This window comes from Pseudomonas sp. PS01303 (assembly GCF_029959385.1).
Taxonomy (GTDB): domain Bacteria; phylum Pseudomonadota; class Gammaproteobacteria; order Pseudomonadales; family Pseudomonadaceae; genus Aquipseudomonas; species Aquipseudomonas rustica.
The window spans coordinates 43,099-55,282 of the sequence record NZ_JASCPK010000027.1 but is presented as its reverse complement, the minus strand read 5'-3'; the positions used below and the strand labels follow the sequence as shown (position 1 = coordinate 55,282).

The following is a 12,184-nucleotide window of genomic DNA, read 5'->3' as shown; positions in this document are numbered from 1 at the left end:
TGGTCGTTTAATGATCGTTCCCACGCTCAGCGTGGTAATGCAGCCGGGACGCTCCGCGTCCCAGAAGCGTGACGCAGAGCGTCACAGGAGGCGTTCCCACGCAGAGCGTGGGAACGATCGCGCCAGGAGAAAACATGCCCACCCTCACCACCTACCAAACCAAAATCATCCCCGACTGGGTCGACTACAACGGCCACCTGCGCGATGCTTTCTACCTGCTGATTTTCAGCTACGCCACCGATGCCCTGATGGATCGCCTCGGCATGGACAGCAACAACCGCGAAGCCAGCGGCCACTCGCTGTTCACCCTCGAGCTGCACCTCAACTATCTGCACGAAGTGAAGCTCGATACCGAGGTTGAAGTGCGCACACAAATCATCGGCCACGACAGCAAACGCCTGCACCTCTATCACAGCCTGCACAAGGTCGGTGACGATCAGGAACTGGCCGGCAACGAACAAATGCTCCTCCACGTCGACCTCGCCGGTCCGCGCTCGGCACCGTTCAGCGCCGACACCTTGAGCCGTCTGCAAGCCATCGTCACCGAGCAGAAAGACCTGCCCGCTCCCGCTTACATCGGCCGCGTCATCGCGCTGCCGCCCGCCCGGTAATTCCATCGATCGCAAGGAGCCGCCATGAACACCGCTGCCGCTGTTGCCGACTTCCGTACTTATCCGTTGATCAGCGCGCTAAGCGGCGTGCAGAGTCTGGCGGATCGTGTTGCCATCGAGTGGGCTGACGGCCGCGTCAGCCCGTTTCACCATGTCTGGTTGCGGGACAATTGCCCGTGTCAGCAATGCGTTTACAACGTTACGCGCGAACAGGTTTTCGAGATCGTCGATGCCGCCATAGACCTGAAACCTGCCGCCTCACACATCGACACCGATGGCTGCTTACGCATCGATTGGCAGGACGGCCACCTCAGCCGTTTCGATCCGGGGTGGCTACGCGCTCACGCCTACGACGATGAATCCCGCGCGGAACGCCTCGAAGCCAAACCCAAGCCTTACCTGTGGCACAGCGATTTGCAGTTGCCGGTGTTCGAGTACGCGGCGCTGATGAACGACAACGCCGCCCTGCTGCAATGGATGCTCGCCATTCGCGACATCGGCCTGACCCAAGTACGCGGCGTGCCCACCGAACCCGGTTCGCTGAGGCTCATCGCCCAGCGGATTTCATTCATCCGCGAAAGCAATTTCGGCGTGCTGTTCAATGTGCAATCCAAGGCCGATGCCGACAGCAATGCCTACACCGCTTTCAACCTGCCATTGCACACGGACCTGCCGACGCGCGAGTTGCAACCGGGGCTGCAATTTCTGCATTGTCTGGTGAATGACGCCGAGGGTGGCGAGAGTATTTTTGTCGATGGCTTTGCGATTGCTGATGCGTTGCGCAATGAAGACCCGGCGTCGTTTCAGGCCCTGTGCGAAATACCGGTAGAGTTTCGCAATAAGGATCGGCACAGCGACTATCGCTGCCTGGCGCCGATCATTGCTTTGGATGCATTAGGACGCGTGGCGGAGATTCGCATGGCGAACTTCTTGCGCGGGGCGTATGAAACGTCGGTGGAACAGATGCCGCTGTTGTATCGGGCATATCGGCGATTTATCGCGATGACCCGCGAGCCACGGTTTCGGTTGATGCAGCGGCTGAATCCGGGCGAGCTGTGGTGCTTTGATAATCGCCGTACGTTGCATGCGCGCAATGCGTTCGACCCGGCCACCGGGGCGCGGCATTTTCAGGGCTGCTATATCGACCGGGATGAGTTGTTGTCGCGGATCCTCGTGTTACAGCGTTAGACCGCGTTATCGTTCTTCGCGAGCAGGCTCGCTCCCACATTTAATCGCATTCCCCTGAATGAACGCGTTCACCTGTGGGAGCGAGCCTGCTCGCGAAGGCGTCAGATCAAACAACCCAACTCCTCTGATTCACAGCCAAAAAAAAGCCCCGATACCAGCCGTGACCGGATCGGGGCTCAAACTACTGTTGAGGAGCTGCCGTGCGAGGTGACCAAACCTTCGTGAAGCGAGCTTGCGCCAGTGTGCCCACTCCCCTGTCTGTCGAGTTAGCCGAAAACGACCTGTTCATAGTCGTCGCAGCCACACAGACAAAACGCCCTTGCCGTCCCCGTCCCGGCCTTACAGAATCAAGCCAAGACCTCCGTTGCCACAGAAGGATTTGCGTGATGATGTACGCCGATTTGATTGACCAGGAAGACCTGTTGGGACAGCTCAAGGCCTTGGGTTTTCAGGTGCCGAGCGGTTCAACAGCCGAGCAGGCCTGCGAGTGTGCGGTGCGGGGTCTGGATAATGTTCGCGCGTTTGAACTGCGCAAGATGGTCAAGGACATGTACACCAGCGGCGCCAGTATTCAGCCGGCAGTGCGGCAGGCGATCGACAAGCAGTTGTTGCCAGCACTCGCCGATTTCCAGCAAAGCCATAGCGCCTGATAAATCCATTCGCGAGCAGGCTCGCTCCCACAGTAGGAATGCATTCCAATGTGGGAGCGAGCCTGCTCGCGAAGAACGATGACTCGGTCTACAGCCTTACGCTGGCAAACGTCGATTCATTGCGCGCCTGACTCAACGCCGACATCGGCCCCGAAAGCGGCGACATCACAATCGCTTGCGGCAGCGGCAGCATCGCCACTTGTTGGGTGGTGTTAGAACCTACGCGCTCGTCACGCGGCGGAATGCCGAAGTATTCGCGGTAGCACTTGGAGAAGTGCGGCGTCGACACGAAACCACACACCGACGCCACTTCGATGATCGACATCGGCGTCTGCTTGAGCAGTTGCCGGGCGCGGATCAGGCGCAGCTTCAAGTAGTAACGCGACGGCGAACAGTGCAGGTATTTCTGGAACAGCCGCTCCAGCTGTCGACGCGACACGGCCACATACACCGCCAGTTCATCCAGATCGATTGGCTCTTCCAGATTGGCTTCCATCAGCGCAACGATTTCCTGCAGTTTCGGCTGATTGGTGCCGAGCATGTGCTTGAGCGGCACGCGCTGGTGATCCTGCTCGTTGCGGATGCGTTCGTAGACGAACATTTCCGAGATCGCGGCGGACAGTTCACGGCCGTGATCGCGGCTGATCAGGTGCAGCATCATGTCCAGCGGCGCGGTGCCGCCAGAGCTGGTGAAACGGTTACGGTCGAGGGTGAACAAACGGGTGCTCATGGCAACGCGCGGGAAAGCTTCCTGCATCGCCGCCAGACATTCCCAGTGCACGCTGCAATCGAAACCGTCGAGCAACCCGGCGCAGGCCAGTGCCCAACTGCCAGTGCACACGGCGCCGAGGCGCTTGGACTGGCGCGCCTGGCTTTGCAGCCACGAGACGTGTTCACGGGTAACGGTGCGTTGAATGCCGATGCCGCCGCAGACAATGATGGTGTCCAGTGGCGGGGCTTTGTGCATGGAGGCGTCTGGGGTGATTTGCAGACCGTCACTGGCCCACACCTGGCCACCATCGACGGTGAGGGTGCTCCAGCGATACAGCTCGCGACCGGACAATTGGTTGGCCATGCGCAGGGGTTCTACTGCGGAGGCCAGAGAAATCAGCGTGAAATTGTCCAGCAGCAGAAAGCCGATGGATTGAGGCGCACGGTTCTGGGGTTGGGCCCCGGAGTTGAACGACGTCATCGCGGTATCTCCTCACACAAAGCGGGTGATGGCCTCAGGCGGAGGCTCTTGTTATGGCCATCGTTCTCGCGTGGGAGACGGGCTTTGTTATGACAGAGCAATTGCCATGCCTAAAGTTGGATGGCCGTTCAATAACTCCTGAAAACGACCTGCTGAAGTGTCTATACAAGCCGTGCGACGGAAGGTGTTTCGAAGTGCCATCAGGGCGGGTGATAGCCCTGCGCAAAGGATCGTGAGCAAATCGGTAGCACTTGTGGGAACAGGGCTGAGCGCATTTGTATCGGAGTGTCACCACAGGCACGGGTGACGGGCGGTAAGGGTGGTGGTTGGGCGGTGTGGCTGAGAAAGGCGCTTATCTGATTGCGACGCGCTAAAAGGTGGCGTGTTTGATTGGGTGTGTTCACTTGCTGAGCAGTTTTGACTGGTCTGGCGCCTTCGCGAGCAGGCTCACTCCTACAGGGGAACGCACTCCAATTGTAGGAGTGAGCCTGCTCGCGATAGAGGCGACTCGGTCTCAGCACTCAACCGCACTAACCGCCAACCCACCCCGCGAGGTCTCTTTATATTTGTCATGCATGTCGGCCCCGGTATCGCGCATGGTGCGGATCACCCGATCCAGCGAAATAAAGTGCTGACCATCGCCACGCAACGCCATTTGCGCCGCATTGATCGCCTTCACCGCCGCAATCGCATTGCGCTCAATACACGGCACTTGCACCAGTCCGCCGACCGGATCGCAGGTCAGCCCAAGGTTGTGTTCCAGGCCAATCTCCGCCGCGTTGCACAACTGCTCCGGCGTAGCACCGAGAATCTCCGCCAGCCCCGCCGCCGCCATTGCGCACGCCGAACCGACTTCACCCTGACAGCCGACTTCGGCACCCGAGATCGAAGCATTCTTCTTGCACAGAATCCCCACCGCCGCCGCACTCAGGAAGTAGTCGACCACGTTGGCGTCCGTCACCGCCTCGCTGAACTTCATAAAGTAGTGCAGCACTGCTGGAATGATCCCCGCCGCGCCATTGGTCGGCGCCGTCACCATACGCCCGCCTGCTGCGTTCTCTTCATTCACCGCCAGCGCAAACAGGTTGACCCACTCCATCGCGCTCAACGTCGAGCCGATCACATTGGGCTTGCCCAATTCCTGCAGACTGCGATGCAACTTCGCCGCACGCCGCCGCACATTCAAACCGCCGGGCAGGATGCCTTCGTGTTTCAGTCCCTGTTCGACGCAATCCTGCATCGCCCGCCATAGCTTCATCAGGCCAGCGCGAATCTCTTCTTCACTGCGCCAGACCTTTTCGTTAGCCATCATCAATTCAGCGACGCGCAGGTTGTTCTTCTTGCACAGATCCAGCAGTTCAACCGCGCTGGAAAAGTCATAAGGCAATTCAGTGCGATCCAGATCGACGACACCGCTGGAGGCCTGCGCTTCATCCACGACAAAACCGCCGCCAACGGAATAGTAGGTGTCGCGATGCAATTCACCGTGATCGCCTTCAGCAACAATGGTCATCGCATTGGGATGGAACGGCAGGTTTTCATCGATCAGGCGCATGTCCCGCGCCCAGACAAACGGCACTGATAAACGACCATCCAATAAAAGCGTGTGAGTTTCACGCAGTGCCTGAATGCGCGGGCCAATCTGCGCCGGGTCGATTGCGTCCGGCCACTCACCCATCAAACCCATGATCACCGCGTTGTCGCTGCCGTGACCGATACCGGTGGCCGACAGCGAACCGAACAGTTGCACCTCGATCCGCCGCACCTGTTCCAACTGATGCTTGCCCCGCAGCGACTCGACAAACAACGCCGCCGCGCGCATCGGCCCGACGGTGTGGGAACTGGACGGGCCGATGCCGATTTTGAACAGGTCGAAAACGCTGATAGCCATTGCTGCAGAGCTCCTGAGGATGCCGGTCCGGGACGCAAAAGCGCCCGCTGGCGGAGCTGCTACGCTCAAGCTGCGATCCGCCAGAATGCCCGCATCATCAGGCTTTTGTCGGGACGCACGACGTCTGGCACCGACGCACTCATGTCCACCAGCGCCGCGCCGTTTTCGCCCCGGTTTTCGCCGTTTTTGTGCGGTTCAGATGGCTGATCGGGGCAGAAAAAAGCTGTAAACGACGTCACCGACACTAGATACGACCATCCCTGTACTGGATACGACCCCCCCTGTAGGCGTCAGATTTTCACTGGTACATGATCGTTATGACTCGATTGCAAGGCGCCGTGGTAGAGCTGTCTCCAGAACGCCATCCAACCGCAACCTATAAGTGCGGTGGTCCACAGTCGGAACACTGCCAAAAAAAACACCAAGGAGTCCATCCATGAAAGGTTCCCCGTCGTTGTTATTGGCCGCCATGCTGAGTCTGCCGTTACTGGCGCAAGCTGCAGAACCGGCGCAGTGCAGTACCGTGAATTTCTCCGATGTCGGCTGGACTGACATCACCGCGACCACCGCGACCACCTCCGTTGTTCTCAACGCCCTCGGCTACAAGACCAAGACCACCATGATCTCCGTGCCCGTGACCTACAAGTCGCTGGCGGACGGCAAGAACATGGACGTGTTCCTCGGCAACTGGATGCCGACCATGGAGAACGACATCAAGGCCTACCGCGACGCCGGCACCGTGGAAACCGTGCGCACCAACCTCAAGGGCGCCAAGTACACCCTCGCCGTGCCGCAAGCCCTGTATGACAAAGGTCTGCACGACTTCGCCGACATCGCCAAATTCAAGAAAGAACTCGACGGCAAGATCTACGGGATCGAGCCTGGCAACGACGGTAATCGCCTGATCCAGAGCATGATCGACAAGGACGCCTTCGGCCTGAAAACCGCCGGTTTCAAAGTCGTCGAATCGTCGGAAGCGGGCATGCTCTCGCAGGTTGATCGCGCGCAAAAACGCGACACCGCCGTGGTCTTCCTCGGCTGGGCGCCGCACCCGATGAACAAGCGCTTCAAAATTCAATACCTGACCGGTGGCGATGATTTCTTCGGCCCCGATTTCGGTGCGGCAACCGTGGCGACCAACACCCGCAAGGGTTACGCCGAGGAATGCAGCAACGTCGGTCAGTTGCTGAAAAACCTGGAGTTCAACGTCGACATGGAAAGCGAACTGATGGGCAACATCCTCGACGACAAGATGAAGCCTGACGCGGCCGCCAAGGCCTGGCTGAAAAAGAATCCACAGGTGCTCGATACCTGGCTCGCTGGCGTGACCACCATTGACGGTAAACCTGGCCTGGAGGCCGTGAAAGCCAAGCTCGCTCAGTAATCGCTTATGCCGAGGGAGCTTGCTCCCTCGGGCTGTTTATTTCCTCGCATGCGGACGTTCACTACCATGCTGATTGATCAGAAAATACCTTTAGGCCAGTACATCGCGGGCTTCGTTGAATGGTTGACGCAACACGGCGCCAACACCTTCGACGCAATCGCCGTGACACTGGAAACGATGATCCACGGCGTGACGTTTGCGCTCACCTGGTTCAACCCTTTTGTCTTGATCGGCCTCATCGCCCTGCTCGCGCATTTCATCCAGCGCAAATGGGGATTGACCGTTTTCGTCATCGCTTCCTTTCTGCTGATCCTCAATCTGGGGTACTGGCAGGAAACCATGGAAACCCTCGCCCAGGTGCTGTTCGCGACCCTGGTCTGCGTGGTCATCGGCGTGCCGTTGGGCATCGTCGCCGCGCACAAACCGATGTTCTACACGTTAATGCGTCCGGTACTCGATCTGATGCAGACCGTACCGACCTTCGTTTACCTCATTCCTACCCTGACCCTCTTCGGGCTGGGTGTGGTGCCGGGCCTGATCTCCACGGTGGTGTTCGCCATCGCTGCGCCGATCCGCCTGACCTACCTGGGCATCCGCGATGTCCCGCAAGAACTGATGGACGCCGGCAAAGCCTTCGGCTGCTCGCGTCGCCAATTGCTCTCACGGATCGAACTGCCTCACGCCATGCCGAGCATCGCTGCCGGCATCACCCAGTGCATCATGCTGTCGCTGTCGATGGTGGTGATCGCCGCACTGGTAGGCGCCGACGGACTCGGCAAACCGGTGGTCAACGCACTGAACACTGCTGATATCGCCCTGGGCTTCGAAGCAGGCCTGGCGATCGTACTGCTGGCGATCATGCTCGACCGTATCTGCAAACAACCCGACGCCAAAGTAGGGGGTGACGCATGAGCATAATTCGCTTCGAAGACGTAGACGTAATCTTCTCCAAGGATCCACGCGAGGCGCTCAAGCTGCTCGATCAGGGCATGACCCGCAACGAGATCCTGAAGAAAACCGGGCAGATCGTCGGCGTGGAAAAAGCCACGCTGGACGTCAACAAGGGCGAAATCTGCGTGCTGATGGGCCTGTCCGGTTCGGGCAAGTCGAGCCTGCTGCGCTGCATCAACGGCCTCAACACCGTGAGCCGTGGCAAGCTGTTCGTCGAGCATGAAGGCAAGCAGATCGACATCGCTTCCTGCACCCCGGCCGAACTGAAAATGATGCGCACCCAACGCATCGCCATGGTCTTCCAGAAATTCGCGCTGATGCCGTGGCTGACGGTGCGCGAAAACATCAGTTTCGGTCTGGAAATGCAGGGCCGTCCGGAAAAAGAACGGCGCAAACTGGTCGACGACAAACTCGAACTGGTCGGCCTGACGCAATGGCGCAACAAGAAGCCTGACGAACTCTCTGGCGGTATGCAGCAGCGCGTTGGTCTGGCGCGGGCACTGGCGATGGACGCCGACATTCTATTGATGGACGAACCGTTCTCGGCACTCGACCCGTTGATCCGTCAGGGTCTGCAAGATGAGTTGTTGGAGCTGCAACGCAAGCTGAGCAAGACCATTGTGTTCGTGAGTCACGACCTTGATGAAGCACTGAAGCTCGGCAGCCGCATCGCGATCATGAAAGACGGCCGGATCATCCAGTACAGCGTGCCGGAAGAGATCGTGCTCAACCCGGCGGACGACTATGTGCGCACGTTTGTCGCGCACACCAATCCGCTCAACGTGCTGTGCGGCCGCAGCCTGATGCGCACGCTGGACAACTGCAAACGCATCAATGGTTCGGTGTGCCTGGATCCGGGCGGCGATTCGTGGCTGGATCTGGCTGAGGGCAACACCATCAAGGGTGCGCGGCAGAACGGTTCAGTGCTGAATTTGCAGAACTGGGCGCCGGGGCAAGCGGTGGAAGGGCTGGAGCGTAAGCCGACGCTGGTGGATTCGAACATCGGCATGCGTGACGCGCTGCAGATTCGTTATCAGACCGGCAACAAACTGGTGCTGCACGATAACAATCATGTGGTGGGGATCTTGGGCGACAGCGAGTTGTATCACGCGTTGCTGGGCAAGAACCTCGGTTAAGGCGGGATAAAAAAAGGGATCGCGGTGAGCGATCCCTTTTTTATTGGGTCAAGGTAAAAGCCCCTCACCCTAGCCCTCTCCCGGAGGGAGAGGGAACCGACCGAGTTGTACTTTCAAGCTACACCGACCTGAGAAATTGAGTCGAACTCAGGCTTTGAAAAGCCCCCGATCTGCTCCCTTTCCCCCTCTCCCTTAGGGAGAGGGCTGGGGTGAGGGGGCTTTTGACTTTAGCTATACACCCGGCCAAGGAGCTGCCGATGGCTTTCAAACTGATCGAGCACATCCCGCGTGATCTGATCCTGCGTGAAGCCCATCAGGTCGTAATCCTGGCTGCCGTTGTGCAAATACACTTCAGCGCGGTAGTAACGCTGGCGCGCTTCATCGGACTGCGCCGATTCAGTCGGGGTCGCCAGATAACCGTCCAAGCTGACTTCGTAAACGAAAGGGTTGCCCTCTTCCATCTCGACGCGCACGCCCATGCAACGCTTGGATTTACCCAGCAGCGTCTGCACTGTCAGACCCTGCGCACGCATCTGCGCGGTGGCATCTTCCAGCGCCGGGCTGACTTGTTTGTCCATGAAACGCTGCACCACCGATTGGCTCGGCTGCAGATCCAGTTGCGTCAGACGCTCGCTGAAACCGCGTCGACCGCGCTCTGCCAGTTGCGCTTGCTCCTGTTCGATCTGCACGTCCTGGCGCATCGCCTTGTGCAGGCCGAACATGAAGAACACCAACACCACCGAGAACGGCAGACCGGCCAGCACGACCATGGTTTGCATGGCTTCGAAGTTACCGGCGAACAGCAGGCCGATGGTCACCAGGGTGATCACGGCCGACCAGAAAATCCGCAGCCAGTGCGGCGCATCTTCATCAACGTTGCCGCCCTTGCAGGACAGATTCGCCATCATCACCGCGCCAGAATCGGCCGGGGTCAGGAACAGCACGAAGCCAACAAAGATCGACACACCGATGACGATTTTCGACGCCGGGTAATGCTCAAGCATTTGGTAGATCGCCATCGACGGCTGTTCCAGCGCCGTCTTTCCGAGCTCCACCGCCCCTTGGTTGATCACCAGATCCAGCGCCGAGTTACCGAAGATCGACAGCCAGGCCAAAGTGAAGCCCAGCGGAATCAGCAGTACGCCAGCCACCAGTTCACGCACGGTGCGACCACGGGAAATACGCGCGATAAACATGCCGACGAATGGCGCCCAGGAAATCCACCAGGCCCAGTAGAACAGAGTCCACAGACCCATCCAGCGTTCGGTTTTTTCGGCACTGCCTTCGTACACATAGAGGTCGAAGGTTTTCAGCACGATGCCGTTGAGGTAATCGCCGATGTTCTGCACGAAGCCGTTGAGCAGGTGCAAGGTCGGGCCGAACAACAGCACGAAAATCAGCAGACCGCTGAACAGCACGATGTTCAGGTTGGACAGACGACGAATGCCGTTTTCCACGCCGGACACGGCAGCGATGGTCGCCACGGTGCTCATCACGATGATCACGATCAAAAGGTTGGTATTGCTGTGTTCCATGCCGAACAGGTTTTCCAGGCCCGACGACACTTGCAGCGAACCAATCCCCAGGTTCGTCACCAGACCCAGCAGCGTTACGAACATGCCGAAGCCGTCCACCGCATGACCGGCCGCGCCTTTGACCCAACGCTCGCCGACCAGCGGATACAGCGCCGAACGCAACGCCAGCGGCTGGTTATGACGGTAAGCAAAGTACGCCACGGCCAGACCGACCAGTGCGTAGATCGCCCAGCCGTGCAGGCCCCAGTGCAGGAACGTCAGTTGCACCGCCTGACGCGCGGCCATGTTGGTGGCCGAGGCGCCTTCCGGCGGATTGAAGTAGTGATCCAGCGGCTCGGACGCGCCGAAGTACAGCAGCGAAATACCGATACCCGACGAGAACAGCATCCCCGCCCAGGCGCCGTAACTGAAATCCGGGGTGTCGTCCTTGCTGCCCAGTTTGAGTTTGCCGTACGAGGAAAACGCCAGACCGACGACAAAGACCAGATAAGCGGCGATCACCACCATGTAGTACCAGCCGAAGCTGCGCGACAACCAGGCCTGAGCGATACCCAACAGTCTGCCGGCCTCTTGCGGGGCGATAATCAGAATGGCGGTCAACAACAGAATCAGCGCGGTAGAGGTGTAAAACACCCAACCGTTGACCGTCACCTTCTCGGGCGGGGTCTTTATTAGCGAGGCAGAACTCATGGCACAAATGCTCCAGGCAGTGCGAGAGAAGAACACAAGGCAACACGGCACCCGACTAATCGGTTAGTTGGCAGCCGACCGACGGGTGATATAAAGACACCCCGAAAAAAGCCCGAACCCTGAGAGCGCCGTGGCGTATAGGGTTCGAGCGGTTTTGGATGTCAGTTTTTGCGCCATTCACATGTGGGAAAAATCTGTAAGCAGCGACGATTTGTCGCAGATCTTATTCTTTGTTGATTGAACGTTCAATCAAAACAAAATAGACTGGCCCTCAATCCGATGAGCGTTGATCGCCCCTCGGAAGGCCTAAGGAGATGTGCAAGATGCCCAAGGTCGGTATGCAACCCATCCGCCGCCAACAGCTGATCGAAGCCACTTTGCAGGCGGTCGATCAGGTCGGAATGGGGGACGCCAGCATTGCGCTGATCGCCCGTTTGGCCGGTGTCTCGAATGGCATCATCAGTCATTACTTTCAGGACAAGAACGGCCTGATTGCCGCCACGATGCGGTATCTGATGAGCGTCCTCAGCGAGAACGTCACCCTGCGCCGCCAAGCGCTGGCAGATGACAGCCCACGGGCGCATCTGCAGGTGATCATCGAAGGCAACTTCGACGCCAGCCAGGTCAATGGCCCGGCAATGAAAACCTGGCTGGCCTTTTGGGCCACCAGCATGCACCAGCCGTCTTTGCACAGGTTGCAGCGGATCAACGATCACCGTCTGTATTCCAACCTGTGCTGCGAGTTCCGCCGTGTGTTGCCGCTCGAAGATGCGCGCACCGCAGCGCGTGGCCTGGCAGCGTTGATTGACGGTTTGTGGTTGCGCGGCGCGCTGTCGGGAGATGCTTTCGACACGGCGCAGGCGCAACAGATCGCTTACGAATACATGGATTTCCAATTGGCCAAGAAGGTGAGCTAGAGCACACAGAAAACGCTCGGCCCCTCACTGCCACCGCAG

11 protein-coding genes are annotated in these 12,184 nt (G+C 58.8%); 7 read left to right on the top strand and 4 right to left on the bottom strand.

What is annotated here, in order from left to right:
* Nucleotides 1-134: 134 nt before the first annotated feature.
* The 3 genes from QMX93_RS11030 to QMX93_RS11020 all read left to right on the top strand — a co-directional run bounded on the left by QMX93_RS11030 (nucleotide 135) and on the right by QMX93_RS11020 (nucleotide 2,449).
* Nucleotides 135-611 (top strand): thioesterase family protein, encoded by a 477-nt coding sequence (locus QMX93_RS11030; protein WP_212545041.1) that lies wholly within the window; start codon nucleotides 135-137, stop codon nucleotides 609-611.
* Between the two features lie 24 nt (nucleotides 612-635).
* On the top strand, nucleotides 636-1,799 hold the full coding sequence (locus QMX93_RS11025; protein ID WP_282355667.1) for a gamma-butyrobetaine dioxygenase: 1,164 nt from the start codon (nucleotides 636-638) through the stop codon (nucleotides 1,797-1,799).
* A gap of 386 nt (nucleotides 1,800-2,185) precedes the next feature.
* Entirely contained in the window at nucleotides 2,186-2,449 is a 264-nt protein-coding gene (locus QMX93_RS11020; protein WP_038363130.1) for a hypothetical protein, read from the top strand.
* A gap of 88 nt (nucleotides 2,450-2,537) precedes the next feature.
* Here the strand turns inward: QMX93_RS11020 and QMX93_RS11015 are convergent, their stop codons facing one another.
* The 3 genes from QMX93_RS11015 to QMX93_RS11005 all read right to left on the bottom strand — a co-directional run bounded on the left by QMX93_RS11015 (nucleotide 2,538) and on the right by QMX93_RS11005 (nucleotide 5,777).
* Entirely contained in the window at nucleotides 2,538-3,641 is a 1,104-nt protein-coding gene (locus tag QMX93_RS11015) for a GlxA family transcriptional regulator (RefSeq protein ID WP_053124577.1), read from the bottom strand.
* Nucleotides 3,642-4,155: 514 nt separating this feature from the next.
* A complete protein-coding gene (locus QMX93_RS11010; protein ID WP_053124580.1) occupies nucleotides 4,156-5,532 on the bottom strand; it encodes an L-serine ammonia-lyase in 1,377 nt (458 codons plus the stop codon).
* Between the two features lie 65 nt (nucleotides 5,533-5,597).
* Nucleotides 5,598-5,777 carry a hypothetical protein gene (locus tag QMX93_RS11005; RefSeq protein ID WP_053124581.1) on the bottom strand — a complete coding sequence of 60 codons (180 nt, stop codon included), beginning with the start codon at nucleotides 5,775-5,777 and terminating at the stop codon, nucleotides 5,598-5,600.
* A gap of 191 nt (nucleotides 5,778-5,968) precedes the next feature.
* On the opposite strand from QMX93_RS11005, the gene QMX93_RS11000 reads away from it, so the two are divergent.
* The 3 genes from QMX93_RS11000 to choV all read left to right on the top strand — a co-directional run bounded on the left by QMX93_RS11000 (nucleotide 5,969) and on the right by choV (nucleotide 9,003).
* Nucleotides 5,969-6,916, top strand: a complete 948-nt coding sequence (locus tag QMX93_RS11000) for a choline ABC transporter substrate-binding protein (RefSeq protein WP_201236498.1) — start codon at nucleotides 5,969-5,971, stop codon at nucleotides 6,914-6,916.
* Nucleotides 6,917-6,982: 66 nt separating this feature from the next.
* Nucleotides 6,983-7,828: a choline ABC transporter permease subunit gene (gene choW, locus QMX93_RS10995; RefSeq protein ID WP_008085763.1), complete on the top strand. Its 846-nt coding sequence runs from the start codon at nucleotides 6,983-6,985 to the stop codon at nucleotides 7,826-7,828.
* The gene (gene choV, locus QMX93_RS10990; protein WP_053124583.1) at nucleotides 7,825-9,003 is read left to right on the top strand and encodes a choline ABC transporter ATP-binding protein; all 1,179 of its coding nucleotides are present in this window, start codon (nucleotides 7,825-7,827) and stop codon (nucleotides 9,001-9,003) included. The genes choW and choV overlap by 4 nt, the downstream gene beginning before the upstream one ends.
* A 227-nt stretch (nucleotides 9,004-9,230) precedes the next feature.
* Here choV and betT read toward each other — a convergent pair whose 3' ends face one another.
* Nucleotides 9,231-11,228, bottom strand: a complete 1,998-nt coding sequence (gene betT / locus QMX93_RS10985) for a choline BCCT transporter BetT (RefSeq protein WP_053124585.1) — start codon at nucleotides 11,226-11,228, stop codon at nucleotides 9,231-9,233.
* Between the two features lie 323 nt (nucleotides 11,229-11,551).
* On the opposite strand from betT, the gene betI reads away from it, so the two are divergent.
* On the top strand, nucleotides 11,552-12,145 hold the full coding sequence (gene betI / locus QMX93_RS10980; protein WP_053124587.1) for a transcriptional regulator BetI: 594 nt from the start codon (nucleotides 11,552-11,554) through the stop codon (nucleotides 12,143-12,145).
* Nucleotides 12,146-12,184 lie beyond the last annotated feature (39 nt).